This window comes from Streptomyces albiaxialis, assembly GCF_039530985.1.
Taxonomy (GTDB): domain Bacteria; phylum Actinomycetota; class Actinomycetes; order Streptomycetales; family Streptomycetaceae; genus Streptomyces; species Streptomyces albiaxialis.
Window position 1 is genome coordinate 178,200 of record NZ_BAAAPE010000022.1, and the last position, 25,822, is coordinate 204,021.

Annotated in this window: 28 protein-coding genes and 1 pseudogene; 20 read left to right on the plus strand and 9 right to left on the minus strand. The window is 72.4% G+C overall.

What is annotated here, in order from left to right:
• Nucleotides 1-85: 85 nt before the first annotated feature.
• The 5 genes from gcvT (at nt 86) to ABD343_RS35745 (ending at nt 6,203) form a co-directional block, all read left to right on the plus strand.
• Nucleotides 86-1,231, plus strand: a complete 1,146-nt coding sequence (gene gcvT / locus ABD343_RS35725; RefSeq protein WP_344534309.1) for a glycine cleavage system aminomethyltransferase GcvT — start codon at nt 86-88, stop codon at nt 1,229-1,231.
• Nucleotides 1,232-1,327: 96 nt separating this feature from the next.
• Nucleotides 1,328-1,708 carry a glycine cleavage system protein GcvH gene (gene gcvH / locus ABD343_RS35730; RefSeq protein ID WP_344534311.1) on the plus strand — a complete coding sequence of 127 codons (381 nt, stop codon included), beginning with the start codon at nt 1,328-1,330 and terminating at the stop codon, nt 1,706-1,708.
• A gap of 114 nt (nt 1,709-1,822) precedes the next feature.
• On the plus strand, nt 1,823-3,097 hold the full coding sequence (gene glyA, locus ABD343_RS35735) for a serine hydroxymethyltransferase (RefSeq protein WP_344534313.1): 1,275 nt from the start codon (nt 1,823-1,825) through the stop codon (nt 3,095-3,097).
• A gap of 106 nt (nt 3,098-3,203) precedes the next feature.
• Nucleotides 3,204-4,586: an L-serine ammonia-lyase gene (locus tag ABD343_RS35740; RefSeq protein WP_344534315.1), complete on the plus strand. Its 1,383-nt coding sequence runs from the start codon at nt 3,204-3,206 to the stop codon at nt 4,584-4,586.
• A 939-nt stretch (nt 4,587-5,525) separates the two neighbouring features.
• Entirely contained in the window at nt 5,526-6,203 is a 678-nt protein-coding gene (locus ABD343_RS35745) for a 3-deoxy-manno-octulosonate cytidylyltransferase (protein ID WP_344534317.1), read from the plus strand.
• Here the strand turns inward: ABD343_RS35745 and ABD343_RS35750 are convergent.
• The gene (locus ABD343_RS35750; protein WP_344534319.1) at nt 6,195-6,812 is read right to left on the minus strand and encodes a TetR/AcrR family transcriptional regulator; all 618 of its coding nucleotides are present in this window, start codon (nt 6,810-6,812) and stop codon (nt 6,195-6,197) included. The genes ABD343_RS35745 and ABD343_RS35750 overlap by 9 nt on opposite strands.
• Before the next feature lie 198 nt (nt 6,813-7,010).
• Between ABD343_RS35750 and ABD343_RS35755 the strand changes: the two genes are divergently transcribed.
• The 6 genes and pseudogenes from ABD343_RS35755 to ABD343_RS35780 all read left to right on the plus strand — a co-directional run bounded on the left by ABD343_RS35755 (nt 7,011) and on the right by ABD343_RS35780 (nt 11,805).
• Entirely contained in the window at nt 7,011-7,586 is a 576-nt protein-coding gene (locus ABD343_RS35755; RefSeq protein ID WP_344534321.1) for an NADPH-dependent FMN reductase, read from the plus strand.
• Between the two features lie 69 nt (nt 7,587-7,655).
• The gene (locus ABD343_RS35760; RefSeq protein WP_344534323.1) at nt 7,656-8,165 is read left to right on the plus strand and encodes a cupin domain-containing protein; all 510 of its coding nucleotides are present in this window, start codon (nt 7,656-7,658) and stop codon (nt 8,163-8,165) included.
• Nucleotides 8,166-8,221: 56 nt separating this feature from the next.
• A complete protein-coding gene (locus ABD343_RS35765) occupies nt 8,222-9,142 on the plus strand; it encodes an NAD(P)-dependent oxidoreductase (RefSeq protein WP_344534325.1) in 921 nt (306 codons plus the stop codon).
• Between the two features lie 145 nt (nt 9,143-9,287).
• Nucleotides 9,288-10,736, plus strand: coding sequence for an MFS transporter (locus ABD343_RS35770; protein WP_344534326.1), 1,449 nt, complete (start codon nt 9,288-9,290; stop codon nt 10,734-10,736).
• Nucleotides 10,737-11,262: 526 nt separating this feature from the next.
• A pseudogene (locus ABD343_RS41080) lies at nt 11,263-11,508 on the plus strand (transposase); the annotation flags it as partial.
• 75 nt (nt 11,509-11,583) lie between these two features.
• Nucleotides 11,584-11,805 carry a hypothetical protein gene (locus ABD343_RS35780; protein ID WP_344534328.1) on the plus strand — a complete coding sequence of 74 codons (222 nt, stop codon included), beginning with the start codon at nt 11,584-11,586 and terminating at the stop codon, nt 11,803-11,805.
• Between the two features lie 79 nt (nt 11,806-11,884).
• On the opposite strand, the gene ABD343_RS35785 is transcribed toward ABD343_RS35780, so the two are convergent.
• Nucleotides 11,885-13,258, minus strand: coding sequence for an FAD-binding oxidoreductase (locus ABD343_RS35785; RefSeq protein WP_344534330.1), 1,374 nt, complete (start codon nt 13,256-13,258; stop codon nt 11,885-11,887).
• A 135-nt stretch (nt 13,259-13,393) separates the two neighbouring features.
• On the opposite strand from ABD343_RS35785, the gene ABD343_RS35790 reads away from it, so the two are divergent.
• Nucleotides 13,394-14,008 carry a TetR/AcrR family transcriptional regulator gene (locus ABD343_RS35790; protein ID WP_344534332.1) on the plus strand — a complete coding sequence of 205 codons (615 nt, stop codon included), beginning with the start codon at nt 13,394-13,396 and terminating at the stop codon, nt 14,006-14,008.
• A 78-nt stretch (nt 14,009-14,086) separates the two neighbouring features.
• On the opposite strand, the gene ABD343_RS35795 is transcribed toward ABD343_RS35790, so the two are convergent.
• Nucleotides 14,087-14,953 carry a helix-turn-helix transcriptional regulator gene (locus ABD343_RS35795; protein WP_344534334.1) on the minus strand — a complete coding sequence of 289 codons (867 nt, stop codon included), beginning with the start codon at nt 14,951-14,953 and terminating at the stop codon, nt 14,087-14,089.
• A gap of 145 nt (nt 14,954-15,098) precedes the next feature.
• Here ABD343_RS35795 and ABD343_RS35800 point away from each other — a divergent pair, with 145 nt between their 5' ends.
• Entirely contained in the window at nt 15,099-16,049 is a 951-nt protein-coding gene (locus ABD343_RS35800; RefSeq protein ID WP_344534336.1) for an SDR family NAD(P)-dependent oxidoreductase, read from the plus strand.
• 18 nt (nt 16,050-16,067) lie between these two features.
• On the opposite strand, the gene ABD343_RS35805 is transcribed toward ABD343_RS35800, so the two are convergent.
• Together ABD343_RS35805 and ABD343_RS35810 are read right to left on the minus strand one after the other, a co-directional pair.
• Nucleotides 16,068-16,208, minus strand: a complete 141-nt coding sequence (locus ABD343_RS35805; protein ID WP_344534499.1) for a DUF6196 family protein — start codon at nt 16,206-16,208, stop codon at nt 16,068-16,070.
• Nucleotides 16,205-16,405 carry a hypothetical protein gene (locus tag ABD343_RS35810; RefSeq protein WP_344534337.1) on the minus strand — a complete coding sequence of 67 codons (201 nt, stop codon included), beginning with the start codon at nt 16,403-16,405 and terminating at the stop codon, nt 16,205-16,207. Before ABD343_RS35810 ends, ABD343_RS35805 begins: the two co-directional genes overlap by 4 nt.
• Before the next feature lie 53 nt (nt 16,406-16,458).
• On the opposite strand from ABD343_RS35810, the gene ABD343_RS35815 reads away from it, so the two are divergent.
• Entirely contained in the window at nt 16,459-16,818 is a 360-nt protein-coding gene (locus tag ABD343_RS35815; RefSeq protein ID WP_344534339.1) for a hypothetical protein, read from the plus strand.
• Nucleotides 16,819-17,035: 217 nt separating this feature from the next.
• Nucleotides 17,036-19,114 (plus strand): hypothetical protein, encoded by a 2,079-nt coding sequence (locus ABD343_RS35820; protein ID WP_344534341.1) that lies wholly within the window; start codon nt 17,036-17,038, stop codon nt 19,112-19,114.
• A gap of 142 nt (nt 19,115-19,256) precedes the next feature.
• On the opposite strand, the gene ABD343_RS35825 is transcribed toward ABD343_RS35820, so the two are convergent.
• Entirely contained in the window at nt 19,257-20,063 is an 807-nt protein-coding gene (locus ABD343_RS35825) for an SGNH/GDSL hydrolase family protein (RefSeq protein WP_344534343.1), read from the minus strand.
• A gap of 25 nt (nt 20,064-20,088) precedes the next feature.
• Nucleotides 20,089-20,679 (minus strand): PadR family transcriptional regulator, encoded by a 591-nt coding sequence (locus tag ABD343_RS35830; protein ID WP_344534345.1) that lies wholly within the window; start codon nt 20,677-20,679, stop codon nt 20,089-20,091.
• 73 nt (nt 20,680-20,752) lie between these two features.
• Between ABD343_RS35830 and ABD343_RS35835 the strand changes: the two genes are divergently transcribed.
• Both ABD343_RS35835 and ABD343_RS35840 read left to right on the plus strand, forming a co-directional pair.
• A complete protein-coding gene (locus tag ABD343_RS35835; RefSeq protein ID WP_344534346.1) occupies nt 20,753-21,160 on the plus strand; it encodes a nuclear transport factor 2 family protein in 408 nt (135 codons plus the stop codon).
• Nucleotides 21,161-21,265: 105 nt separating this feature from the next.
• Nucleotides 21,266-22,276 (plus strand): aldo/keto reductase, encoded by a 1,011-nt coding sequence (locus ABD343_RS35840; protein ID WP_344534347.1) that lies wholly within the window; start codon nt 21,266-21,268, stop codon nt 22,274-22,276.
• A 37-nt stretch (nt 22,277-22,313) separates the two neighbouring features.
• Here the strand turns inward: ABD343_RS35840 and ABD343_RS35845 are convergent, their stop codons facing one another.
• The gene (locus tag ABD343_RS35845) at nt 22,314-22,880 is read right to left on the minus strand and encodes a CGNR zinc finger domain-containing protein (RefSeq protein ID WP_344534348.1); all 567 of its coding nucleotides are present in this window, start codon (nt 22,878-22,880) and stop codon (nt 22,314-22,316) included.
• 88 nt (nt 22,881-22,968) lie between these two features.
• Between ABD343_RS35845 and ABD343_RS35850 the strand changes: the two genes are divergently transcribed.
• On the plus strand, nt 22,969-23,700 hold the full coding sequence (locus tag ABD343_RS35850; RefSeq protein ID WP_344534350.1) for a haloacid dehalogenase type II: 732 nt from the start codon (nt 22,969-22,971) through the stop codon (nt 23,698-23,700).
• 36 nt (nt 23,701-23,736) lie between these two features.
• On the opposite strand, the gene ABD343_RS35855 is transcribed toward ABD343_RS35850, so the two are convergent.
• Nucleotides 23,737-24,309, minus strand: coding sequence for a hypothetical protein (locus ABD343_RS35855; protein WP_344534352.1), 573 nt, complete (start codon nt 24,307-24,309; stop codon nt 23,737-23,739).
• 193 nt (nt 24,310-24,502) lie between these two features.
• On the opposite strand from ABD343_RS35855, the gene ABD343_RS35860 reads away from it, so the two are divergent.
• Both ABD343_RS35860 and ABD343_RS35865 read left to right on the plus strand, forming a co-directional pair.
• Nucleotides 24,503-24,919 (plus strand): pyridoxamine 5'-phosphate oxidase family protein, encoded by a 417-nt coding sequence (locus tag ABD343_RS35860; RefSeq protein ID WP_344534354.1) that lies wholly within the window; start codon nt 24,503-24,505, stop codon nt 24,917-24,919.
• On the plus strand, nt 24,916-25,815 hold the full coding sequence (locus tag ABD343_RS35865; protein WP_344534356.1) for an amidohydrolase family protein: 900 nt from the start codon (nt 24,916-24,918) through the stop codon (nt 25,813-25,815). Before ABD343_RS35860 ends, ABD343_RS35865 begins: the two co-directional genes overlap by 4 nt.
• The last annotated feature ends 7 nt before the right edge of the window (nt 25,816-25,822 follow it).

The window sequence follows — 25,822 nt, forward strand, 5'->3', positions numbered from 1 at the left end:
CCGGGCAGCCAGCGCTTCCGGCGAACCTCTCAGGTTCCGATGACAGATGGGGAGGACATCCGCGTCACAAGCCTGGAGCCTGAAGATGACTGAGCCCCATATCCCCCGTAAGACAGCCCTCGACGCCACGCATCGCGCGCTCGGCGCCACGATGACGGACTTCGCGGGCTGGGACATGCCGCTGCGGTACGGGAGCGAGCGCGAGGAGCACCTCGCCGTCCGTACCCGCGCCGGGCTGTTCGACCTCTCCCACATGGGCGAGATCACCATCACCGGCGCCCGGGCCGGGGACTTCCTGGACTACGCGCTCATCGGCAATCTCGGCGCCCTCAAGGTCGGCCGCGCCCGCTACACGATGATCTGCGACGAGGACGGCGGCATCCTCGACGACCTGATCGTCTACCGCACCGCGGCGGAGCGCTTCCTCGTCGTCGCCAACGCGGCGAACGCGCAGGTCGTGCTGGACGCGCTGGTCGCGCGCGTCCCCCGCGACCCGGACTTCCAGGCCGTCGTGACGGACGACCGCGACGCCTACGCGCTGCTCGCGGTCCAGGGCCCGGAGGCCTCCGGCATCCTCAAGTCCCTCACCGACGCGGACCTCGACGGCCTCAAGTACTACGCGGGCCTGCCCGGCACCGTCGCGGGGAAGAGCGCGCTCATCGCCCGTACGGGATACACGGGCGAGGACGGCTTCGAGCTGTTCGTCGCGCCGGAGGACGCGGTGGCCGTGTGGGAGGCGCTGACGAAGGCGGGCGAGGGCGTCGGGCTGGTGCCCTGCGGGCTGAGCTGCCGGGACACGCTGCGCCTGGAGGCGGGCATGCCGCTGTACGGGCACGAGCTGTCGACGGAGCTGACACCGTTCGACGCGGGCCTGGGCAGGACCGTGAAGTTCGAGAAGACCACGAACGACGGCCGCTTCGTGGGGCGCGCGCCCCTGGAGGAGGCCGCGCGCAGGGCCGAGACGGCGCCGCCGCGCAAGCTGGTCGGCCTCGTCGCGGAGGGACGCCGCGTGCCGCGCGCCGGGTATCCGGTGGTGAGCACGGCCGACGGTTCGGTGATCGGCGAGGTCACCTCGGGCGCCCCCTCCCCCACGCTCGGCAAGCCGATCGCGATGGCGTACGTGGACGCGGCGCACGCCGCGCCCGGCACGCCGGGGGTCGCCGTCGACATCCGGGGCAGCCACGAGCCGTACGAGGTCGTGGCGCTCCCCTTCTACTCACGGAAGCGTTAGGGAGACGCGGGGCACGGCTCTGTCAAGAGCGTGACCTCCGTCCCACCAGCCAAGACCCGTTTTCGCCGAACGCGACACATCCAGGAGAATCACCCCATGAGCAACCCCCAGCAGCTTCGCTACAGCAAGGAGCACGAGTGGCTGACCGACGCCGCGGACGGCGTCGCGACGGTCGGCATCACGGCGCACGCCGCCGGCGCCCTCGGCGATGTCGTGTTCGTCCAGCTCCCGGCTGTCGGTGACACCGTCGACGCGGGCGAGACCTGCGGCGAGCTGGAGTCGACCAAGTCCGTCAGCGACCTCTACTCCCCGGCGTCGGGCGAGGTCACCGAGATCAACCAGGACGTGGTGGACGACCCGGCGCTGGTGAACTCCGAACCCTTCGAGGGCGGATGGCTGTTCAAGATCAAGGTCTCCGAGGTGCCGGACGACCTGCTCTCCGCCGACGAGTACACCGCGTTCGCCTCGGGTGACTGAGGTCCGCCGGGGTACTCACGAGCCGGGGCCCCCGGGCCCCGCTCACGAGCCGGGGTCCGCGCGCCCCGCTCACGACCCGCCGCCTGCCCGCTCTCGCCTTTCCGGGATGGTTCCATGTCGCTTCTGAACAGCTCCCTCCACGAGGTGGACCCGGACGTCGCCGCCGCCGTCGACTCCGAGCTCCACCGCCAGCAGTCCACCCTCGAAATGATCGCGTCGGAGAACTTCGCCGCGGTCGCCGCCATGGAGGCCCAGGGCTCGGTCCTCACCAACAAGTACGCCGAGGGCTACCCCGGCCGCCGCTACTACGGCGGCTGCGAGTACGTCGACGTCGTCGAGCGGCTCGCCCGCGACCGGATCAAGGAGCTGTTCGGCGCCGAGGCCGCGAACGTCCAGCCGCACTCGGGCGCCCAGGCCAACGCGGCGGCGATGTTCGCGCTGCTGAAGCCGGGCGACACGATCATGGGCCTGGACCTGGCCCACGGCGGGCACCTCACCCACGGCATGAAGATCAACTTCTCCGGCAAGCTCTACAACGTCGTCGCCTACCAGGTCGACGCCGAGACCGGCCAGGTCGACATGGACCAGGTCGCGGAGCTGGCCAGGGAGCACCGCCCGCAGATGATCATCGCGGGCTGGTCGGCGTACCCGCGCCAGCTCGACTTCGCCGCGTTCCGCAAGGTCGCCGACGAGGTCGGCGCGCTGCTCATGGTCGACATGGCGCACTTCGCGGGCCTCGTCGCGGCGGGGCTGCACCCCTCCCCCGTGCCGTACGCGGACGTCGTCACGACGACCACGCACAAGACGCTCGGCGGCCCGCGCGGCGGCGTGATCCTCTCCAAGAAGGAGTACGCCAAGAAGATCAACTCCGCGGTCTTCCCCGGCCAGCAGGGCGGCCCGCTGGAGCATGTCATCGCGGCGAAGGCCGTCTCGTTCAAGATCGCGGCGACCGAGGAGTTCAAGGAGCGCCAGCGGCGCACGCTCTCCGGCGCCAAGATCCTCGCCGAGCGCCTGCTGCGCCAGGACGCCGTGGACGCGGGCGTCTCGGTGCTCTCCGGCGGCACGGACGTCCACCTCGTCCTCGTCGACCTGCGCAACAGCGAGCTCGACGGCCAGCAGGCCGAGGACCGCCTCCACGAGATCGGCATCACCGTCAACCGCAACGCGGTGCCGAACGACCCCCGTCCCCCGATGGTCACCTCGGGCCTGCGCGTCGGCACCCCGGCGCTCGCGACCCGCGGCTTCCAGGACGAGGACTTCACGGAGGTCGCCGACATCATCGCCGAGGCGCTGCTGCCGGACTTCGACGAGGCCAAGGCGAAGACCCTGTCGGCGCGCGTCACCGCGCTGACGGAGAAGTACCCGCTCTACGAGGGCCTCGGCAAGTAGCCGCAGGGCCGCCAGGAGGGGTGCCCCGCGCACGCCCGTGCCTTCTCGGGGCGCCCCTCCCGCACCACCCCGCACCACCCGCACCCGGACGAGGGAGTCCGCCACCATGGCCATTTCGGTATTCGACCTCTTCTCGGTCGGGATCGGCCCGTCCAGCTCGCACACCGTCGGCCCGATGCGCGCGGCACGGATGTTCGCCCGGCGCCTCAAGAACGAGGGCGTGCTCGCGCACACCGTCTCCGTACGGGCCGAACTCTTCGGCTCCCTCGGCGCCACCGGCCACGGCCACGGCACCCCCAAGGCCGTCCTGCTCGGCCTGGAGGGCAACTCGCCCCGTACGGTCGACGTCGAGACGGCCGACGACCGGATCGCGGAGATCCGCTCGACGGGCCGCCTGCGCCTCCTCGCCGCCGAGATAGGCGACGCCCACGAGATCGACTTCCACGAGCCGAGCCAGCTCGTCCTGCACCGCCGCCGCTCCCTCCCGTACCACGCGAACGGCATGACCCTCTTCGCGTACGACGCGGACGGCACCCCGCTCCTGGAGAAGACCTACTACTCGGTCGGCGGCGGCTTCGTCGTCGACGAGGACGCGGTCGGCGAGGACCGCATCGTGCTGGACGACACGGTGCTGCGCCACCCGTTCCGCACCGGCGACGAACTCCTGCGCCTCACCCGCGAGACCGGCCTGTCCGTCTCCGCGCTGATGCTGGAGAACGAGAAGGCCTGGCGCACCGAGACCGAGATCCGCGAGGGCCTGCTGGAGATCTGGCAGGTGATGCGCGACTGCGTCGCCCGCGGCCTCACCCAGGAGGGCATCCTCCCCGGCGGCCTCAAGGTCCGCCGCCGCGCGGCCACTTCGGCCCGCCAGCTCCGCGCCGAGGGCCACGCCGAGGCCCACGCGATGGAGTGGACGACGCTCTACGCGATGGCCGTGAACGAGGAGAACGCCGCGGGCGGCCGCGTCGTCACGGCCCCCACGAACGGCGCGGCGGGCATCATCCCCGCCGTCCTCCACTACGCCGCGAACTTCGTGCCCGGCACGGACGACGAGTCGGTGGTCCGCTTCCTGCTGGCGGCGGGCGCCATCGGCATGCTCTTCAAGGAGAACGCCTCGATCTCCGGCGCCGAGGTCGGCTGCCAGGGCGAGGTCGGCTCCGCCTGCTCCATGGCCGCCGGCGGCCTCGCAGAGATCCTCGGCGGCAGCCCCGAACAGGTCGAGAACGCCGCGGAGATCGGCATCGAGCACAACCTCGGCCTCACCTGCGACCCGGTCGGCGGCCTCGTCCAGATCCCCTGCATCGAGCGCAACGGCATGGCCGCGGTCAAGGCCGTCACGGCCGCCCGCATGTCGCTGCGCGGCGACGGCCGCCACCACGTCTCCCTCGACAAGGCCATCAAGACGATGCGCGAGACGGGGGCGGACATGAAGGTCAAGTACAAGGAGACGGCCCGCGGCGGGCTCGCGGTGAACGTCATCGAGTGCTGAGTGCACGTGCTCTGACCAGGTGATTCGCGTCTTTCAGCGCTGTCACGGGCTTACCCTTCTGTACGACGGAATGTCCCTCAGAAGTCCCTGTGACAGAGCTGAAAGTCCCCCGCGAAGTCCCTGGGATGTCCCTGCAGGCCGGTCGGTGACCTGATCGTTGGCAGCGCCAACCCCGGGAAGATCCACCTCACGCCCTCCCTCGAAACAGGCCCAGAACAGGACCGTCAAACGCCGCCGACACGAAGAAGTCGGTATCAGCGACGAGAAGCCTACCCCCATAGGAGAGCTATGTCGGAACTTGCGCTATGGGTCAAAACCCGCCACCTGTCGCCGTAAACCCTATGGTCACCCCCTGTGGTCCCCGCGCACGCGGGGCTGCTCCCCCTCCGACTCTCCTAGGTGGCGGTCTCGGAACGTGGTCCCCGCGCACGATTTACCCATGCCTGGTTCCAAAGAACCGTTTTTGAGAGGGCTACGCGCTTAGGCCCCCTTGTGTGTAGCGGGACCTTAGACGTTTCCGAAGCGGAATTTGGGGTCGCAGTGGCCATCGAAGCGGCAGCGAGGCGCTTGCACTGTCGGCGAACTCGGTGGTCTTCTACAGGCACGCTGCGGTTGCGACACGCTGTGCTTGACCTGACCGAGGCATTCATGGAATACCCGGTGAGCATCATCGACCGCTCCCAGCCTGTCGAAGCCCGGGTGCGCCGCACATCACTGCGCGGGGTGGACGCAGCGCACCTAGTGCTCACGGATGTCGATCTCACCGAATGCCTCTTCGCAGGGGCCATTCATCTTGACCAACCCGCACGCCGTGACCCTCCAGACCGAGGAGGTCACTGGCCACGAATGGCGCCCCTTCAGCGAAGCCGCAGCGCCGACGATCCGAGCCAAGCTCGCTCTCCTACCGCCCACAGCACTCCTCGGAGAGGGAGGCTGACCATGGCCGACTCACTCCAGCCTCATGAACAGACCAGGCCCCGGCACATCGGAGTGATCCCCTGCCGCTGGGGCTCCACACGCTTCCCCGGAAAGCCGCTCGCCCTCCTGGCCGGGAAGCCGCTCATATGGCACGTCTACCAGCGGTGTACACAGGCGCAACGCCTTACCGAGACCGTCGTGGCAACCGACGACGAACGAATCGAGCGCGCCTGCCGGCAGCTGGACATCCCCTGCGTGATGACCTCAGTTCACCCCACAGGCACTGACTGCGTGGCGGAGTGCGCCGACAAGATCTCGGCGGACGGATACATCAACGTCCAAGGCGACGAGCCCTTCATCGCCCCCGCCGCCATCGACGCGGTCTCCGAGGCACTCCAACACCTGTCCGGGAACGCCGCTGCGGTCAACGCGTACTCCGAGCGGACCGACATCAGTGCAGTCCTCGACCACAATGTGGTCAAGGTCGTCCTCAGTATCCACAGCAAGGCCCTGCTGTTCTCGCGCCAACCCATCCCGTATCCCAAGGACCGTAGGCCAACGTATCTACGGCAACTCGGTCTCTACGGCTTCACCGTCGAAGGACTCCGCTTGTTCATCGCGCTGCCGCAAGGGAACGCCGGTCGCACCGCAGGGACCTGCCACCCGTCACGCCCCTGGATCTCTGCGAGCTCAGCCTGAGTAGTACGCCAGGAACATCTCCACCCCCCGTGTGACCAGGCGCTCCGTCAGGTCAGGGGAGAGGCCGTCGCCGTAGGCGCTGTGGACGATGTGGGGGTAGATCACCAGGGCGTAGAACTGCTCGATCGCCACCTCCATGTCCTCGATCTCCAGGCCCTGCAGGGCCTCGGCGAGCGGTTCGGCGAACCGCTCGGGGCCCTGCTCGCGCCAGGCCCGGCCCAGGCGGGGAAAGCGGCGGGACTCGGAGGCGATCAGTGCGCGCAGGGCGAGCACGTCGTCCTGGGCGATCCCGGCGACCCAGCCGCGGGCGGTGGCGAGCAGGACCTCGCGGATATCGGCGGCTTCGGGTTGCTGACGGCTCATCGCGCGGGCGGTCTCGCCCAGCGCCTCCTCCAGGGCGTCGCCGACGACCTCGACGAACAGGTCCTCCTTGCTGCCGAAGTGGTTGTAGACGGTCACCTTGGACACGCACGCCTCGGCCGCGATCTGGTCGACGCCGACGGCGAAGCCGTGGCCGAGGAACTGCTCGCGCGCCGCACGGATGATCGCCGCTCGCTTGTGGGAGGCGCGTTCCCCGGAGGGCCTGCGCCGAGTGGTGGATTCCTTCATCCCGGAGATCCTACCAAGCGATTGAACTGAACAGTTGAGTTCATGCGAACTGATCTGTACAGTTCACATCGTTCGAGCCCGCCGGGCCGGGCGCGACGCCCGGACTCCGCCGCCGCGCCGACGGCGTCCCGCATGCCCGCACACACATCACCGGGCCTACCGGCGCGCCCTCTTCGACCCCTTCAGGAGTGGATCACCATGTCCGAAATCGACCGCACGAAGGTTCTCGCGATCTCCGGCAGCCTGCGCGCCGACTCGTACAACACCGCGCTGCTGCGCGCGGCCGTCAAGCACAGCTCCGGCGCCCTGGATATCGAGCCGTACGAGGACCTGGGCACCCTGCCGATGTTCAACGAGGACCTCGACAACAACGCGCCCCCCTACGAAGTCGCCGAGCTGCGCCGACGCGTGGCGGCTGCGGACGGGCTGCTGATCGTCACGCCCGAGCACAACGCGTCCGTCCCCGCGGCCCTGAAGAACGCCCTGGACTGGATCAGCACTCCGCCGGCCGGCGGTATCGCCGTGGGCATGCCCACGGCCATCGCGGGTGCCTCCCCGGGAGCGTTCGGCTCGGCCCGCGGCCAACTGGCGCTCCGCCAGATCCTGACGTCGATCGGCGCCGAGGCCCTGGCCAAGCCCGAAGTGGCCGTCTTCAACTGCCACGAGCGCCTGGACGCCGACGGCACCGTCACCGACCCGACGACCACGGACCTGCTGAACCGGCTCACCGACGCCCTGGCCGCACGCATCGCGGCGGGACGCCGCGAGGTGTGAGTCGGCGGCGTGCCCAACCGGCAGCCACCCCGGACGCCCATGACGCCCCGCTACCCCCAGGGAGTGACCGTGTCCTACCCCCCGCCCCGCTACCACGGCCAGGACGGCGAGATCAGCGCCGCCTACCGGCCCGCGAGCGCCCCGCCCGACTTCGTCTCCCGGCCCGTCGCCACCGACGGCCCCTCCGTCGCGCAGGGCACCGCCTACCACTACCTGTCCACCACCGTCTCCACCGGCGGCGAGTACGGCCTGTACCGCGTCGACATGGGACCCGAGTCCGCCGGCCCCAGCACCCACTTCCATAAGGCCATGTCGGAGTCGTTCTTCATCCTGTCCGGCACCATGCGGCTGTTCGACGGGCGCCGCTGGATCGACGCCACCTCCGGCGACTACCTCTACGTCCCCGTCGGCGGGCTGCACGCCTTCCGTAACGAGTCCGGCGAACCCGCCTCCATGCTCATGCTCTTCGCCCCCGGCGCGCCCCGCGAGGACTACTTCGAGGGCGTCACCGAACTGGGCGGCCTCTCGCAGGAAGAACGAGAGGAGTTCTTCCGCCGCCACGACAGCTTCTTCGTATGAATCGGCACACCTCGGCCGGACCTTTTCGATCTCCAGCGAAAGCGAAAGGACGCATCATGACAGCCGCCCACACCACCCCCGCCGCCCCGGACCCGACCCCGGCCCCCGCCGTCCCGACCCCAGTCAGTGTGCTCGGCCTGGGCGCGATGGGATCGGCGATAGCCCGGGCCTTCCTGGCCGCCGGGCACCGCACCACGGTGTGGAACCGGACCGCGAGCCGCCGCACCCCGCTGGTCGAGGTCGGCGCAGCGGAGGCCGGCTCCGCGGCCGAGGCGGCGGCCGCCAGCCCGCTGGTGGTGGTCTGCGTGCTGGACAGGGCAGCCGTGGACGAGGTGCTGGCCTCCGTCGATACGGCGATCGCCGGGAAGACGCTCGTCAATCTCACCAGCGGCTCTCCGGCCCAGGCCCGGTCGTATGCGCGCTGGGCGCGCGAGCGCGGCGCCGAGTACCTCGACGGCAAGATCATGGGCGACCCGCCGTATGTCGGCACGCCCCAGGTGATGTTCCCGTTCAGCGGCTCCGCCGACGCCTTCGCCGAACACGAGGCAGTACTGCGGGAGTTGGGCACCGTCGCCTACCACGGTGCGGACGCCGGGGCGGCGGCCGTGGAGTTCATGGCCCAGGTCGCCACCTCCTACGAACTGCTCATCGGGTTCCTGCACACCCTGCGGCTGGTCGCCGCGGAGGGCTCCGACGTGAGCGCCTTCGCCGAGCGGTTCGGCGCCTCCCTCGCCGTCTTCCCGACGCTGCTGAACTCGATGGCACACGCCGTCGCGACCGGCGCGTACGGGCCGGACCTGGGCTCGCTGAACGTCCAGGCCGCGCTGATGGACGACCTGATCGGCCACCGGGAATCGGTCGGCGTGGAGGCCGTGCGCATGCGGGAGGTCAAGGAGCTGATGGACCGCCGGATCAAGGACGGTCACGGCGACCAGGGCTTCTCCAGCCTGTTCGAGCTGCTGGCCCCGCGCGCCTGACGCGGCGGGGCGGGTTCACCGCCCGGACCGGCCGCGCCGTACGACCGGTTCGGGCGCATGGACCGCCCCACCCGGCAGACCGCCGGGCGCTCCCCGTCACGGTGCCGCGTGCCGCGCCGCACCTCCACCCACGAAAGGCCCACCTATGTCCCCGCACCACACCCGGTTCCGCCGCCCGCGGCCGGGATGGAGCCTGGCGCTGCTGGCGCTCGGCCACCTGATCATCAGCCTGGATTTCACCATCATCTATGTCGCCCTGCCCGACATCGCCGCCGAGGCCGGGTTCACCGCCCACTCCCAGCAATGGGTGGTCACCGCCTACGCTGTGCTGTACGGGGGATTCCTGCTGCTCGGCGGACGTCTCGCCGACCTGGTGGGGCGCCGCCGGATGTTCGTGCTCGGCATGTCCCTGTACGGCCTGGCCTCCGTCGTCGGGGGCCTGGCCACCTCCCCGGCGCCGCTGCTGGCGGCCCGCGGCCTGCAGGGGATGGGCGGCGCGGTTCTGTTCCCCGCGGTGCTCTCCCTGGTCAACACCTCCTTCGCCGAAGGACGTGAACGCAACCGCGCCCTGACGATCTGGGCCATGGCCGGGGCCGGTGGGCTGTCGATCGGCTCGCTGGCCGGCGGTGTCCTGACCCAGGCACTGGGGTGGCAGGCAGTGTTCTACGTCAACGTTCCGCTGGCCGCCGCCGGAGTCGCGGCCGCCTTCGCCCTGCTGCCCGCCGACGGCCCGGCCGCGCGCGGCTCCCTCGATGTGCCCGGCGCCGCCACCGGCACGGCAGGTGCCATCCTGCTGATCTTCGCGGTCGCCCACGGCTCCGAATCCGGCTGGGCCGAGCCGGCCGTCCTCACCGCCGCCGGTCTCGCCGTCGCGCTGCTCGCCGCGTTCGTACGCATCCAGGCCCGCAGCCGCACGCCACTGATGCCACTGCGGCTCTTCCGCAACCGCTCTTTGGCGGCCGGGGTGGCACTCATCCTCACCTTCGGGCTGACGATGCAGGCCGTGCCGTTCTTCCTGACCCTCTACTTCCAGCAAGTCCTCGAATTCAGCGCCCTGCAGACCGGGGTGGCCTTCCTCGGCCCCACCCTCGCGATCACCGCGGGCGCCTTCCTCAGCGAGCGCCTCATCGGCCGCATCGAGCTGCGCCGCACGCTGCTGGTCGGCGTCGCCGCCGACGCGGCCGGCGCCGTGCTGCTGGCCTGGGGCGCGCGCGTCGACGGCTCCTTCCAGACCGTCCTGGCCGGGATCGTCGTGGCGGGCCTGGGGATGGGCATCACCTTCGAAGCCATGTGGATCGCCACGGGCACCGGCGTCCCGGAGCACGAGCAGGGCCTGGCCTCCGGAGTGGCTTCGACCGCGCTTCAGTTCGGAACCGCCGCGGGACTAGCAGTACTCGTCGCCATCGCCAACCGGAACCTGGACGGACTGACCGGGGCAACACTCCGGGCCGCCGCCACCGAGGGCATACGCGACGCCCTGTACGCTCTCGCCGCCCTCATGCTCCTCGGCGGCTTCGCGGCGATGAAGCTGCCGCAGCGGCGGAACGCAGCGGCCGAGCGCCCAGCCGATCCGGCCGCAGAACCCTCCCACTGACCAGGTGGCGGAAGCCGCGTCCGGGACGGGTCCGTCTCGCCGAGCAGGTTGCCGATCGGCTGACCGGCCGCGGCCACCTCGCCGTCCCGCAGGACGGCGGGACGGCGGGACGGCGGGACGTGGCACGGCGGGACAGCCGGGCAGCGGGACAAGGTGGCAATCGAGCTGCGGCGGTGGCCACGGTGGCCGCAGATGAAACCACCGCTGACGAGCTGGGCATCGCAGTGCCATCGAGGCCATGCGACCAGGCCCGTCACCCGAAGATTCCGGACGGCGGGACTACGGCCCGAACAGCGGCGGTTACGACCAGCTCGACTTCGGCACGCTGAGCTGCGCGATCCGGAGGGCTTCCGCAGATCCAGGCCCACGCCGACGCGGCCGGTGACATCAACTGGCTGGTCCAGATCGACTCCACCATCGTCCGTGCCCACCAGCACGCCGCCACCGGCCGAAAAGAGGGGCGGCAGCAGCAGGACGAACCGGACGATCACGCCCTCGGCCGATCCGAGGCGGACTGACCACCAAAATCCACCTCGCCTGCGACGGCAAGGGCCGCCCGCTCGCGATCCTGGTGACGCCCGGCCAACGCCACGACTGCGTCTGCGCACGCCCCCTGCTGGAACGGAGCCGAGTTCCTCGCACCGGCCTGGGCCGACCCCGGTGCAGGCCCGGCCAGGTCATCGCAGACAAGGCTTACAGCTCCCGCGGCTTCCGTGCCTACCTGCGAAAACGCGGCATCCCGCACACCATCCCCGAGAAGACCGACCAGCGACGGCACCGGCTCAGGCACGGTTGCCACGGCGGTCGACCACCAGGGCTCAACACGCTCGACCACTACGCTCACTTCATGCCGGAGGCAGGCAGGCGTGGGCTCGCGGCCATGGACTCCTGGCTCACCCCGAGCGGCACAGGGCGGAAAGTCCCTGAGAAGTCCCTGGCCACACTGCCGATCACCAAGCTGGACCTTAAACCGCAGGTCACGAAGCTCCTCCGGGAGGCGGCTGACGTGAAGGTCGAGTACAAGGAGACGGCCCGCGGCGGGCTCGCGGTGAACGTCATCGAGTGCTGAGCGCACGTGCTCTGACCAGGTGATTCGCGTCTTTCAGCGCTGTCACGGGCTTACCCTTCTGTACGGCGTGACGAGCGCGTCAGCGCGGTCCCGGCAACGGGATGGCGTGGAAGACGGCGTCGGGGTCGAAGCGGCGCTTGACGTCGAGCAGGCGTGCGCCGTTGGCGCCGTAGGCGTGCGCGGCCTGGTCGGCCGCGTCGGGCGGGAGCAGATTCGCGTAACCGCCCGGCAGTGCGTGGGGCGCCAGCGCCCGTGACACCCCGCGGGCCCAGGACCGGTGCCTCGCGGGCGCGGGGTCGTCCGGTTCCCAGATGGCGATGATCTCGGCCATGAGGTGCGCGGCACGCGCGCCGAACGCCGTGTCGGCGGCGGGGACCCGGGTGGCGGCGCCGTGCAGGCTGTGCAGGCTGAGCGCCGACAGTGGCGAGGTCAGCTCGCCGCCGCCGGTGGCGAGCGCGGCGCGGATCTCGGGGGTCAGTGCGGCGAGGGTACGGGTCGTGATCTCGATGTGCCGGCCGGCGGGGAACATGGCGTCGATCCCGGCCAGCGACTCGGCGAGCGTGGTGGGGCCGAACTGGGCCGACAGCGGGTCCCCGAGGCGGGCGAGCGGTGCCATGGCGCGTTCCCCCGCCTCCGCTTCACCGCACCAGGTCGGCACGACGAAGACCACCGGCGTCCCGTCCGGCCCGGCGACGAATCCGCTCTGCACGGTCAGTTCGTCCGGGCCGCCCGCCGGTGCGTGGGCGGCGAGTCCGGCCAGCACCGAATCGGCCTGTGTGGCGGGGTACATGACCATGCCGGACAGCAGAGCAGGGATCTCGTGCAGCCGCAGGCGCATGCCGGTGACCGCGCCGAAGTTGCCGCCTCCGCCGCGTAGCGCCCAGAACAGCTCGGGCTCGTGCTCGGCGTCGGCGGTGACCGAGGAGCCGTCGGCCAGCACGACATCGACGGACAGCACGCTGTCCACCGCGAGCCCGAGACGGCCGGACAGCGGACCGTAGCCGCCGCCGAGCGCCAGCCCCGCCATCCCGACCGTGCCGACGGTGCCGGTCGCCGCGACCAGGCCGTACGCCTGCGCGGCGCCGACGACATCGGCGGCGGTCGCACCACCGGCGACGTGGGCTGTCCGCGTCCGCGGGTCCACGTCCACCTGGCGCATGCCGGACAGATCCAGGGTCAGGCCGCCGTCGGCCAGCGCGTTCCCGGCCCAGCCATGACCGCCACCGCGCACCGACAGCGGCACGCCGGCCTCGCGCGCGGCGCGTATCCCCGCCTGTACGTCAACCGGGCCGGCACAGTGCACGATCACGCGCGGCCGTGCCGTCACCGCCCCGTTCCACAGGGCACGGGCGGATTCGTAACCGGGACCGGCGGTCCGCACCCGGTCGGCGGGGATCGCGCGCCGCAGGGCTGCGGTCAGCGCGGTGGTCGGGTCAGCGGTCGACGCGGTCATGGGCACCTCGATGCGGATCTCGGCCGCCGGGAGGGCGACGCAATGCCGGGCAGAGCGGTCATGTGTTCGTCAGAGCCTACCTCTGATGAACGGGTGTGGGCTCTGGCGATCGTTGGACGGCTACGATGAGGGGCTGTGACCGAACCCCCCAAGACCCGTCGGGCCGAATACGCCGAAGCGACCCGGAGCGCGATCGTCGCCGCGGCCCGTGAGCTCTACGCACGTCAGGGCTACTTCGCGACCACGGTCGAGGAGATCGCCAAGCAGGCGCGGGTGGCACCCGCGACCGTGTACGCCGTCGGCGGCGGCAAGCAGGGGCTGCTGCGCACGCTGGCGGACCTGTGGAGCCAGGCGCCCATCGTCGCCGAGACGCTGGAGCGGCAGTCCCGGATGACCGACCCGGAAGAGATCCTGCGGTACACGGCCGGGGTGGTCCGGTCGATGCGGCAGGACTACGGCGACATCATGCGCGTCGTGCTGGCCACCGCCCCCCACAACCCCGCGGCGGACGAGGCACTGCGCCTCGGCACGGACCGCTACCGGGACGCGGTCGCCACGGTCGCGGCCCATCTGAGCCAGGCGGGTGGCCTGCACCCGGACATGACCGTCCAGCAGGCCACCGACATTCTCTGGTTCTTCTTCGGCTACGCGGGCTTCTCCACTCTCGTCGAGGACAACGGGTGGACCTTCGAGCGGGCTGAGTACTGGCTCGTCCGACAAGCCCTCATCGCTCTCCGCACGGCTCTCTGACGGCGCCTCACATGGGACTCCCGAAGAGGTATCGGAGATCCTCCTCCAGGAGGCGGTCGCAGTCGCCGTTTTCGCGGGTCAGAGGCGGACGGCGGCGGCGCCGGGGCCTGTGACGCGGAGAAGGTCCAGTTTCCCCGCGTCGTCGCTTCCGGTCGCCGCCGTGTAGGTGACCATGCGCAGGTCGGCGCCGGGGACGAGGAGGACGTCGCAGTCGAGCAGGATGTCGCCGACCTCCGGATGCCGGATGGTCTTGCGCTCGCTCGTGTGCTGGACGGCGGCCGTCGCCGTGGTCCAGCGACGGGCGAAGGCCTCGGATGCCTCGCACAGGTCGCTCACGAGCCGGGCGAGCCGCGCGTCCCCCGGGTAGCGGGAGACCGCGTCCTTGAGGTCGGCGACGATCGACGCCGCGAAGGCGTCCGGTCCGCGCTCGGACCGGAGGGGACGGAGCGAGGCGTGGGCGGCTCCGTCGCCGAAGAGGGCGCGGGCGAGGTTCCGTTCCGCTACGGGCAGGACGGAGGGGTCACCGTGCAGGGCGCTCCACATGGCGTTCCACCACACCAGGGACCAGTCGGCGGTGAACACCCCGATCGGAACATCGCCCAGGCGCGCCGCGAGCCGCTGGATCCCGGCGGGCACATGGACGCTGACCGTCCCGTCCTGGGGCGGCAGCAGCCCGGCGCTCCGGTAGAGCTGGTCGCGCTCGGCACGGGAGAGCTGAAGGGCCCGCGCGAGGGCGCCGACGACCTGGGCCGACGGATGTTTCGCGCGCCGCTGTTCCAGGCGCAGGACGTAGTCGACGGAGAGCCCGGCAAGCTGTGCCAGCTCCTCGCGGCGCAATCCCGGAGCGCGGCGGCCGGGAGTCGCGGGGAAACCGGCGTCGGCCGGTGACAGGCGGTCGCGCCAGGCGCGCAGCAGCGCGGCGAAGTCGGAGCCGGGGGACACCATGGGTTCATCCTCGCAGCGCCGTTCCGGATGAGCCTGGGTACTGCCGGTCCTAGTGACGGCGGCAGCACTGGTTGGCCACGGCACGGGCGGCGAACGTGGACACGTGCCCGAGCCGGGCGTCGGTCGACGAGTCGAGGAGAACACCATGCAGCACACCATCGTGATGACGGGCGCGAGCCGTGGGATCGGGCGCGTCGCCGCGGAGGACATCCTGCGCCGGTCGCCGGACACACACCTCCTCGTCGTCGCCCGCGGCGCCTCGGGCGCGCGGCTCGCCACGCAACTCGGCGCCGCCGGGGGCACGGTCACGTACGTGGAGGCGGACCTCGGCTCGCTGGGGAGCGTCCGCGTGGCCGCCGACGAGATCGGTGACCGGCTGGAGCGCGGTGATCTCCCGCCGCTGCGCGGCTTCGTGGGCAATGCCGGCATGCAGTACACGAACGCGCTCACCCAGGGGCCCGAAGGGTTCGAGTCCACCTTCACGGTCAACGTCCTCGCCAACCACCTGTTCGTGCGCCTGCTCCAGGAGCGCTTCACCGCGCCCGCCCGCATCGTCGCCACCGCCAGCGACACCCACTTCGGCGACTTCCGGCACAACATGGGCATGGTGCCCGGCCCGGCGTGGAAATCCCCGGACGTCCTCGCACGCACCGGCGCCTTCCCCAGGCCGGACAGCGCGGCCGCCGGGCGTACCGCGTACGCGACGAGCAAGCTGGCCGTGATCCACCTGGTGCACGAGTACGCGCGCCGGCTGCCGGCCGGGATCGACGCCGTGGCCTACAACCCGGGGTTCGTCCCCGGCACCGGCCTCACCCGCAACGCGGGGCCCCTCGCCCGGTTCGCCACGCGGCGCATCCTGCCCGTCATGACCCTCACCCCCTTCGCCACGAGCCGCGCCGCCGCGGGCCGCTACCTCGCCGACATCGTCCTCGGCACGACCGAGGCGCCCACCGGCTCCTACGTCGACCGCGACCGTACGGCCCGCTCGTCGGAGGAGTCCTACGACGAGCGGCGCGAGGGCGAACTCTGGGAGGCCGTCGAACGGCTCACCCTGGCATGCGCCGCCAGGAAGGGCAGCGCTGAGGTGACGCGCTGAGCGGGCCTGCCGTGCGGGTCAGCCGGTTCGTAGCGCCCTGACGACCGCGAGGGCCTGGTCCAGCACGTCGACGGGACAGCCCCAGTAGTCATAGATGCCGCCGCGAGCGCGATTGCTGCCGCAGACGACGCATACGCCGGTCCCCAGCTCGGCCTTCAGGTGGGTGCCTGGGCGTGCGGAGTGTCGGTTTCGGCGGTGAGGTCGGCCGCGATGGCGACCCCCGCGTCATCGACAGGCATGGCATCCCGGCGCATCCCGAGGTAGCGGCTCACCGGGAGGTTCCGGCGCTGGTCAGCTCCGGCCGCGCGGGACTCCGGCTCCGCGGCGACGCGGATCGGGCGCGTCCCCGTGTTCAACTCTGGGTACGGTGGGAACCGGTGGCCGCGCGGGGGCGTGAGGGGGAGTGGGCATGTCACGGAGCAGGAAGATCACGATCATGGTGGTCGCGGTCGTGCTGACGGCGTCGACGCCGTTCTTCTGGCTGCTGGGCGACCCCGATACCGGGCAGTTGGTCGCCGCGTCGGTCCAGGGCGGCACGGGTATCGCCGCGCTGGTCTGGGCGTTGCTGCAGTCCCCGGCCGCCGCTCCGCAGCCCGGGATCGTGGTGACCGATACGGGCAAGGCCGAGGCGACCGGCGGGGGCCGGGCGTCCTCCGGCGTGCGGGGCCCGCGCGAGGCCGGGAACGGGCCCATGCGGGTCGAGCGGACCGGCGACGCCACGTCGGACGGCTCCGGCAGCAGCGCCAACACAGGTATCGACTTGAGCTGACCGGGCCCGGCAGGGTCACGGCACGCGGGAGAGGTTCTGACCGATGGTGAGATTACCCGGTCGCCGCCCTGCCCCCGGACCCGCCGACGCGGACCCGGGCACGGGCCCGGATCCGGGAGCGGACCCGGGCGCGGACCCGGGCGCAGGCCCGGACTCGGGAGCGGGCGCGGCCCCGGAGTCGGGCACGGACCCCGGCACGCCCTCCGACGCGGTTCATGTGAGCCATACCGGGAACGCCAGCGCCACCAACGGCGGCCTGGCCAACACCGGGTTCATGCTGATCCGCAAGTTCGTCCAGGTGCAGCAGGCCGCCGTCCCGCGTTCCCCGCTGGACGTCGCGGCCGATTCCCTGGCCAAGGCCGTGCGCCGGGAGTGGGACAAGGAGGCCGGGCTGCGGCGGCTCCTGGAGCCCGCGCCCCTGCCGGTGCGGTGGCAGGTGACCCGGCGCAGGGTCGCGGGCCGGATCGACGGGGCGACCGCCGCCGAGGGCGGCCGCGCCCGTTTCGCTCCCCTGCCCGGGCTGGCCGCGGTGACCCGCGACGCGCTGCACAGGGGCGGGACCCTGCCCGAACTGCACGCGGTCTACGGCGGGTTGGCCTCCGGCCGCCTGCTGCTCGTGGGCGAGCCGGCGGTGGGCAAGACGTCCGCCGCCGTGCTGCTGCTCAGGGAGGCGCTCAAGTACCGCGCGGAGGCGGCGCCGGACGTCAGGGACCGCATCCCCGTACCGGTGATGCTCACGCCGTTCGGCTGGGACCCGGACCGGGAGAGCGCGGCCGACTGGGTGGCGGACCGGCTCTCCCGTACGTACACGGTCTTCCGGAGCGGAGGAGGGCTCGCGCAGGCGAGGAAGCTGCTGGCGGACGGCCGGATCTCGCTGTTCCTGGACGGGCTCGACGAGGTCGGCGGCAAGCAGCGCGCGGCCATGCTGAGCGCGTTGGAGGAGGCCGGTTTCCGCGTCGTGGTCGTCGCCCGGGCCAGGGCGCTCACCGGCAGGCGGCAGCGGCTGAGCGGAGCGGCGGCGCTGGAGATCCAGCCGGTGTGCCCCGAGGACGCCAGCGCCTACCTCATGAACCCTCTGCCGGACCCGGCCCCGTCCGGCTGGCAGGAGCTGAACCGCAGGCTCCTGGAGGAACCCGGCAGCACGGTGGCCGGGACGCTCACCAGTCCGCTGGCGATCGGCCTGCTCCGCGACGTCTATACCGACGCGGGCGCCGAGGGCCGTCCCGTGGACGAGCTGCTGGACACCGCCCGCTTCCCCAGCACCCGTTCCCTTCAGGACCACCTCCTCGGCCAGTTGGTCAGGGCCGCGTACACCCCGAGACCGAGACGTCCGCGCCCGCGCTACTCGCCCGAGACGGCCGAGCGGACGCTGCGCTACCTCGCCACGCAGGTCACCCGGTCCCAGACCGACCACGAGCTGCGCTGGTGGCACATCCCCACCTGGACGGAGCGCCGCCCCCGGATGATCGCCGTCGGGATCTTCACGGGTGTGCTGTACGGGGTGGTCGGCCTCTTCATGCTGTGGACGACGGCCGGTCCGCTGTGGGCAAGCCTGCTCGCGCCGCTCTGCGGGATCGGCGGGGGCTTCATGGCCGCCCGCCACCACGCGGATCTGAGCGACCGGCAGCCGCTCCCGAGCGCCGGGTGGCGCGACATCTTCCCGCCCGGCGCCGTCGCGCTGGGCGTCTTCGTCTGGCTCCTCTCGGGGAGCACCTCCTGGCTCGCCTTCCACCTGCTGGGGGACGACCCGCTGCCCGCCTGGCTCACCTTCCTCGCCGCGCTCCCGCTCGGATTCAGCGCGACGCTGGCGAGCGGCCGCGGCTACAAGCTGGTGTTCGGGACCCTCATCGGCACCGGGTCCGGGCCCGGGTACGACGACCTCAGGGACAGCCTCAGCCGACGCCCCGTGACGGAGACCCGGGCGGTCAGCCCTCGGGACGTGTGGCGGCACCACATCGGGCTGAGGCTGATCCTCGGCCTCCTGACGGGAGTCGCGATCGCGGTGCTCGTCGGCTCGCTCGGAGCGCACGAGTACGGGTTCAGGGACGGCGTCCTGGTCGGTGCCACGGCCGGGCTCTGGGCCTCCCTGCTGGCGGGTCCGGTCGGGAATCTGGGCGTTGCCACCGCCCTCACCGCCGTCCAGCTCTCGGTCAGCGAGGGCACTCCGGTGCGTCTGATGTCCTTCTTCGAGGACGCCCGGCGCCGCAATCTTCTCCGCGCCTCGGGACCGGCCTACCAGTTCCGCCACGACTGGCTGCGGGAGAACCTGGCCCGTTCCGCGCGGCCCGAGGGCTGACTCCGGCGGCAGCGGCACGATTCGAGCAGGGGTGAAGCGTGTTGCCGCCCCTCCGTACGCCTCGCGAGGCTGTGCGGTACCGGCCGGTACTGGTGCCGCGCGTCGGTCCACACACGGGGGCGGGCCGGCGCGCGGTCCCCGGTCACCCCGTGACCGGCAGCAGCTCCGGGCGCTTGGCGGTGCGCAGATCGCCGGAGGAACGGCCGCGGAGGCGGCGGCCGACCCAGGGACCGAGGAAGGTCGCCGCCCAGCGCAGCTCCGTGACCGTCGCGTCGAGCGGCCCGTGCGGGCGTACGGGCGGCAGCGGCGCGGTCCAGGAGTCGTCGGCGCCGGGGACGGCGAGGGCGTGCGCGACGGCGTCGGCGATCCGCTGGTGGCCGAGGGGGCTGGCGTGGAGGCGGTCGGCGCTCCACAGCCGGGGGTCGGCGACGACCGGGTGGCCGTGGGTCTCGGCGACGAGGACGCCGTGGCGGCGGGCGGCGGCGCGGATACGGGCGTTGAGGACGGCCACCCGAGGGGCCAGCGGGCGGGCGAGCGGGGTGATGCGGGAGACGTCGGGGAAGGTGAGCGTGGCGACCCGGGCCCCGGCGGCGGTCAGGGCGGCGAACATCGCCTCCAGATGACCGGCGACCCGGTCGGCGTCGAAGCCGGGCCGGATGAGGTCGTTCATCCCGGCCACGACGGTGGCCAGGTCCGGGCGCAGCTCCAGCGCGGGCGCGAGCTGCCGGGCGTGGATCTGCCCGGCGAGCCGCCCGCGGACGGCGAGATTCGCGTACCCGAGACCGGGGTTCGCGGCCGCGAGCCGTTCGGCGAGGCGGTCGGCCCAGCCGCGCAGCCCCGTGGTGTCGTCGCCGTCGCCGACGCCCTCGGTCTGGCTGTCGCCGAGGGCGACATAGCGCCGGTAACGGTGGTGACGGTCGGGGCGGTGGTCAGGGCGGTGGTCGCTCATGCGTGGTCCTCCCGGGGCCGGTCGGTCAGGTACGGTCCGCCGGGCGGGCGGCGCGGGCGCGCGCGTCGAGGACGGCCAGGACGCGTTCGCACCAGCGCAGGTTCTCCTCCTCGAAGGAGATGCCGCGCAGCAGCGTGAGGTAGGGCCCGACGCGCTCGGCGTCGCGCAGATGGTCGTCCTCGGAGCGGCCGTCGAGCAGCCGGTCGCGCAGCCGCCGATAGCGGTCGAGCTTGCCGCGGGCCCAGCGGGCCCGCTCCTCGACGAACTCCCGGACGGCCTCGGAGCCGGAGTCGCCCTCGGGGTCGTCCAGCGCCTGGACCTTGACGAGCAGTTCGTCGCGGACGCTGCCCGGCCGGGGCGGCTCGGCCACGAACTCCCGCAGTGCCGCGCGCCCGGCCTCGGTGAGCGAGAACACCCGCTTGTCGGGCCTGCGTTCCTGCCGCACGACGCGCGCGGCGAGCAGCCCCTCGGCCTCCATCCCGGCCAGCTCCCGGTAGAGCTGCTGCGGGGTGGCCATCCAGAAGTTCGCGATCGAGGCGTCGAAGCTCTTGGCCAGGTCGTACCCGGACGACTCGCCCTCCAGGAGAGCGGCGAGCACCGCGTTGCGTAGCGCCATGGCCCCACGGTAATGCATGCGACTAGTCTCATTCGCACCTACTCAACAAATTTACTAGGGAGAGGTGAGGGACATGGAGGCGTTCCGCGCGGCCGTGGAGTCGGGGGATCACGCGGCGATCGGGGAACTGCTGGCCGACGACGTGGTGTTCACCAGCCCGGTCGCCTTCAGGCCGTACCGGGGCAGGGCGCTCACCGCCGCGATCCTGCGCGGCGTCGCCCGCGTCTTCGAGGACTTCCGCTACGTCCGGGAGATCTCCGGCGGCGACGGGCGCGATCACGCGCTGGCCTTCCGGGCCACGGTCTCAGGCCTGGAGATCGAGGGCTGCGACTTCCTGCACCTCGACGAGGACGGCCGGATCGACGACTTCCGGGTGATGGTGCGCCCGCTGTCGGCCGCCAAGGCGCTGGCGGAGGCCATGGGCGCCGAGTTCGCCCGGATCGCGGCCGAGGCCGAGGTCGAAGCCGGGGACGGCGCCTGAGCGCCCGACATTGCAATTACCCGCGCGTGCAATTATTGTCGATCCGCGTAAAAGGCGTACGCATGCGATGTGGCGCCTGCTCTTCTCCCCCGCGAAGGCACACGCATGGCACTCAAGGAAATCCTTCCCGGCCGCCTCGGCCTCGGCACGGCGCCGCTCGGCAACATGTTCCGGGCGGTCCCCGACGAGGAGGCCCGCGCCACCGTCGAGGCCGCCTGGGACCACGGCGTCCGCTACTACGACACCGCCCCCTTCTACGGCGCCGGGCTCGCCGAGGAGCGGCTGGGCCAGGTGCTGGCCGCCCGGCCCCGCGACTCCTACGTCCTCTCCTCCAAGGTCGGCCGCGTCGTCCTCGACGAGCCGGAGACCGGCGTTCCCGAACTCGGCGAGAAGAGCGGGCTCTTCGCGCACGGCAACCCGAACAGGGTGCTCCACGCGTGGACCGCCGAGGCCACCGAGCGGTCGGTCGAGGACAGCCTCAAGCGGCTGGGCACCGACCGGCTCGACATCGTCTGGGTCCACGACATCGCGCAGGACTTCCACGGCGACGCCTGGCTCGGCAGGTTCGAGGAGGCCCGCACCGGGGCCTTCCGGGTGCTCTCCCGGCTGCGCGACGAGGGCGTCATCAGGGCCTGGGGGCTGGGCGTCAACAGGACCGAGCCCGTCGAGCTGACCCTCGCCCTCGACGAGCCGCGGCCCGACGGTTTCCTCCTCGCGGGCCGCTACACCCTCCTCGACCACGGGCACGCCCTCCAGCGGCTGCTGCCCATGGCCCAGGAGCAGGGCGTCGAGATGGTCGTCGGCGGCCCGTACGGCTCGGGCGCGCTCGCCGGGGGCGCGCACTACGAGTACCGGCAGGCGCCGCCGGAGATCGTCGCCCGCGTCGGGAAGCTGAGGGCGCTGGCCGCGAAGCACGGCGTCGGCATCAAGGCCGCGGCCCTGCGGTTCGCGCTCGCGCACCCGGTCGCGGCGGCCGTCGTCCCCGGCGCCACGCGCCCGGACCGGGTCGCCGAGGACAGCGCCGCCCTGGCCGAGAACATCCCGGCCGCCTTCTGGCACGAGCTGCGGGAGAAGGGCCTCGTCAGCCCGGCCGCACCACTCCCCCACGGCGCCTGACCGGGCGGAAGCGCCGGTACGCCAGTACGCCAGTACGTCAGCGGTCCCGCGCCGCCCGCTCCTGCTTGCGGGCGCGGTACGCCGCCGCCTTGACGCGGTTTCCGCAGGCGTCCATGCCGCACCACGTACGGCGGGCGCCGCGCGAACGGTCCACGTAGAGGCGGGTGCAGGACGGGCGGCCGCACTCCTTCACCGGCGCGCGGCGGTCGGCGAGCAGGGTGACACCGGCCCGCGCGACCTGGGCCAGCGCGGAGCGCAGGTCCCCGGTCAGCCGCAGGCCCGCGTCGCCCAGCTCGACCGTGGGCAGCGGCCGGGCCGCCGCGCCGTTCACGACGTCCAGCGCGGACGGGGTGAAGGGGCGCTCCTCCACGCGGTCGAGGGCGAGCCGGTGGAGCGCCTCGCGGAGCGTCAGCGCGGCGTCGAGCCCGGCGGCCCCGGCGGTCACCCGGTCCGGCAGCTCGTCGCACTGCTGGACCCATCGCTCCAGGTCGGCGGGGGTGGCCAGCATATCCCTGGGCGCGTCGCGGCGGGATTCGACGGTGGCCACCAGGTCCAGCGCGGGATTGCCGCTCACAAAGGCGAAGGTCGGTTCGGCGGAGGTCACGTCACCATCTTGACCGGTGACGCCGAACGGGGCAAGAATCGTCACCTGTTGAACCGGTGACGCACAGACGCACAGAACGGGAGGCGCCATGCCCCGCCCCACGCCCCGCCCCTCCGGGACCGAGGTCCCCGCCCCCTCCGGGATCGAGGTCCTCGTCTTCGACGTCCTCGGCACGATGGTCGACGAGCCGGGCGGGCTCCGCGCCGCCCTGCGCGAGGCGGTCCCCGCCGCGGACGGGCCGTTCCTCGACGAGCTGCTCGCCCTCTGGCAGGACCACGTCGCCGACGCGCAGCGGCGCGTCGAGAGGGGCGAGCGGCCGTACGCGAACTCCGCCGCCGTCGACCGCGAGGCGGCCCGGCGCGTGGCCGCGCACGCGGGCGTCACCGACCCCGTCGCGCGCGAACGGCTGGCCACGGCGAGCCGCCGCCTCCCGCCCTGGGGCGACTCCGTCGCCGGGCTCGTGCGCCTCGCGGAGCGGTTCGCCGTGGTCGGGCTCTCCCACGCGGACCGCGCGACGCTGCTCCACCTCGGCGCGCACACGGGGCTGCGCTGGCACCAGGCGCTCTCCGCCGAGGAGGCCGGGGCGTACAAGCCGGCGCCGGAGGTGTACCGGCTCGCGCTCGACGCGGCGGGCTGCCCGCCGGAGCGCGCGCTGATGGTCGCCGCCCACGCCTGGGACCTGCGCGGCGCCCGGGCGGTGGGCATGCGGACCGCCTACGTCGAGCGCCCCGGCGGCGATCCCCCCACGGACTCCGACGCGTTCACCTGGCGGACGTCCGGCCTGGACGAGCTGGCCACGGTCCTGACGGGCCCGGCGTAGAGCCTCCGCGGAGGAGGCGTCTCAGGAGGAGGCGTCTCAGAGGACCGTGGCCGTGACCTTCGGGTAGTCCTCGGCCGTCGCGCCCCGCCCGTACTGGAGGGTGACGACGATCTTGCGGCCGTACTCCTTCCTGATCACGCGGTCCTCCGTCTTGCGCCGCGTCACGCCCGGGGCGAGCCGTCCGCCGATCCCGGCGGTGTCGTCGCTGAAGGACGTCCGCACGGCCTCCCCTCCCCGCGTCGCCCCCTCGACGAACGTGGCGAAGTCGTCGAGCGACAGCGTCTTCCCGCCGCCGTTGTGGAACTCGAAGTGGAGCTGGAACGGCAGGTGGCCCGCGCCGTACCCGGACGTCTTCACCTCGTCGGCCTTCACGACGGTGACCTCCAGGCCGTCGGGCCAGGTGAACGTCTCGCCCTCCCGCAGCCTCAGGTCGGCGTCGTCGGGGACGGCGGCCTGCTCGCCGCTCCTGCCCTCGGCGCCGGTGGACACCCCTCCCCGGCCCGTGCCGCCGTCGTCCCCGCCGCCCTCCGTCCCGCACGCGGTGACGGTGACGAGCACCGCGGCGACGAGTGCGACGACGGTCCTCTCTCTGCCTCTTCGCGTTGTCATGGTCCCCCCAGGGTTGTTGAAACGCGGAGCGTACTCCCGACGATGCCGGACACATCAGGTGTTTGACCCATGTGCCGGGTTGTGGTGGTACTCGTCGGTTCCTGTGCGCTTCCGCGTCGGCCACCCCTCGCCGTCCGCCTCCGGGACGCCCCCGTAGGGTCGTCAGGCGTACGCCCGCACGCGAAGGAGCACGATGGCGCAGTCACCGCCCCGGCCCGCCCTCCGGTCCGACCCGGCCTACGTCGCCTTCTGGGAGGAGCGGCACGTGGGCTTCCTGACCACCCTCCGCCCCGACGGCACGCCCCATCTCGTCCCCGTCGGCGTGACGTACGACAGCGGCGAGGGCGTCGCCCGCGTCATCACCAGCCGTACGAGCAAGAAGGCCCGCAACGTCCTCGCGGCGGGGCCCGACGGCGCCCGCGTGGCCGTGAGCCAGGCGGACGGGGGCCGCTGGGCGACGCTGGAGGGCACGGCCGTCGTGCGGGACGACCCCGCGGCCGTCGCGGACGCCGAGGCGCGCTACACCCGGCGCTACCGCCCGCCCCGCGTCAATCCGAACCGCGTCGTCATCGAGATCACCGTCACGAAGACGCTCGGCACGGTGCGATGACGGGCCCCGAAGCGCACGAGCGGGCCGAAGTCGCCGCGTTCCGCGCGTCCTTGGGGCTGGACTCGCTCATCGACGTGCACACGCACTTCATGCCGGAGCGGGTCCTGGCCAAGGTGTGGGCGTACTTCGACGCGGCGGGGCCGCTCGTCGGCCGCCCGTGGCCGATCACCTACCGCCACGAGGAGCAGCGGCGGCTCGACGTCCTCCGGGGCTTCGGCGTCCGCGCGTTCACCTCGATGCTCTACCCGCACAAGCCGGGCATGGCCCGCTGGCTGAACGACTGGGCCGCTGACTTCGCCGCCCGTACGCCCGACTGCCTGCACACCGCCACGTTCTTCGCCGAGCCGAGCGCGTACGACGACGTGCGGCGCGCCCTCGACCAGGGCGCGCGGATCTTCAAGTGCCATCTCCAGGTCGGCGGCTACGACCCGAACGACCCGCAGCTCAAGCGCGTCTGGGGGCTGCTGGACGAGGCGCGCGTGCCGGTCGTCACGCACTGCGGCTCGGGCCCGGTGCCCGGCCCGTTCACGGGCCCGGAGCCGATCGCGGCGCTGCTCGCCCGGCATCCGCGGCTGCCGCTGGTCGTCGCGCACCTGGGGCTGCCGGAGTACGAGGAGTTCCTCGCCCTGGCCGAGCGCCACCCGCACGTCCTGCTCGACACGACCATGGCCTTCACCTCCTTCACCGAGGCCCAGGCGCCCTTCCCCCGGGCGGCGCTGCCCCGCCTCGCCGCGCTCCAGGACCGCGTCCTGCTCGGCACGGACTACCCCAACATCCCCTACACGTACGCCGAGGCCCTGCACGCCCTGCGCGACACCGGCCTCGGCACGGACTGGCTCCGCGCCGTCTGCCACGACAACGCGGCCCGCGTCCTCGGGCTCGGGCCCGACGCCTGACGGACGG

Excerpts from the sequence above, each read along its gene's own strand:
- ABD343_RS35785 (WP_344534330.1), bottom strand. The coding sequence starts at position 13,258 with ATGACCGCGTCGACCGCTGACCCGACCACCGCGCTGACCGCAGCCCTG.
- ABD343_RS35740 (WP_344534315.1), top strand. The coding sequence starts at position 3,204 with ATGGCCATTTCGGTATTCGACCTCTTCTCGGTCGGGATCGGCCCGTCC.
- ABD343_RS35830 (WP_344534345.1), bottom strand. The coding sequence starts at position 20,679 with ATGGCGCTACGCAACGCGGTGCTCGCCGCTCTCCTGGAGGGCGAGTCG.
- ABD343_RS35855 (WP_344534352.1), bottom strand. The coding sequence starts at position 24,309 with ATGACAACGCGAAGAGGCAGAGAGAGGACCGTCGTCGCACTCGTCGCC.
- ABD343_RS35800 (WP_344534336.1), top strand. The coding sequence starts at position 15,099 with ATGCAGCACACCATCGTGATGACGGGCGCGAGCCGTGGGATCGGGCGC.
- ABD343_RS35840 (WP_344534347.1), top strand. The coding sequence starts at position 21,266 with ATGGCACTCAAGGAAATCCTTCCCGGCCGCCTCGGCCTCGGCACGGCG.
- ABD343_RS35825 (WP_344534343.1), bottom strand. The coding sequence starts at position 20,063 with ATGAGCGACCACCGCCCTGACCACCGCCCCGACCGTCACCACCGTTAC.
- ABD343_RS35815 (WP_344534339.1), top strand. The coding sequence starts at position 16,459 with ATGTCACGGAGCAGGAAGATCACGATCATGGTGGTCGCGGTCGTGCTG.
- gcvH (WP_344534311.1), top strand. The coding sequence starts at position 1,328 with ATGAGCAACCCCCAGCAGCTTCGCTACAGCAAGGAGCACGAGTGGCTG.
- ABD343_RS35750 (WP_344534319.1), bottom strand. The coding sequence starts at position 6,812 with ATGAAGGAATCCACCACTCGGCGCAGGCCCTCCGGGGAACGCGCCTCC.
- ABD343_RS35745 (WP_344534317.1), top strand. The coding sequence starts at position 5,526 with ATGGCCGACTCACTCCAGCCTCATGAACAGACCAGGCCCCGGCACATC.
- ABD343_RS35780 (WP_344534328.1), top strand. The coding sequence starts at position 11,584 with ATGCCGGAGGCAGGCAGGCGTGGGCTCGCGGCCATGGACTCCTGGCTC.
- glyA (WP_344534313.1), top strand. The coding sequence starts at position 1,823 with ATGTCGCTTCTGAACAGCTCCCTCCACGAGGTGGACCCGGACGTCGCC.
- ABD343_RS35755 (WP_344534321.1), top strand. The coding sequence starts at position 7,011 with ATGTCCGAAATCGACCGCACGAAGGTTCTCGCGATCTCCGGCAGCCTG.
- ABD343_RS35765 (WP_344534325.1), top strand. The coding sequence starts at position 8,222 with ATGACAGCCGCCCACACCACCCCCGCCGCCCCGGACCCGACCCCGGCC.
- ABD343_RS35860 (WP_344534354.1), top strand. The coding sequence starts at position 24,503 with ATGGCGCAGTCACCGCCCCGGCCCGCCCTCCGGTCCGACCCGGCCTAC.
- ABD343_RS35770 (WP_344534326.1), top strand. The coding sequence starts at position 9,288 with ATGTCCCCGCACCACACCCGGTTCCGCCGCCCGCGGCCGGGATGGAGC.
- gcvT (WP_344534309.1), top strand. The coding sequence starts at position 86 with ATGACTGAGCCCCATATCCCCCGTAAGACAGCCCTCGACGCCACGCAT.
- ABD343_RS35835 (WP_344534346.1), top strand. The coding sequence starts at position 20,753 with ATGGAGGCGTTCCGCGCGGCCGTGGAGTCGGGGGATCACGCGGCGATC.
- ABD343_RS35795 (WP_344534334.1), bottom strand. The coding sequence starts at position 14,953 with ATGGTGTCCCCCGGCTCCGACTTCGCCGCGCTGCTGCGCGCCTGGCGC.
- ABD343_RS35850 (WP_344534350.1), top strand. The coding sequence starts at position 22,969 with ATGCCCCGCCCCACGCCCCGCCCCTCCGGGACCGAGGTCCCCGCCCCC.
- ABD343_RS35865 (WP_344534356.1), top strand. The coding sequence starts at position 24,916 with ATGACGGGCCCCGAAGCGCACGAGCGGGCCGAAGTCGCCGCGTTCCGC.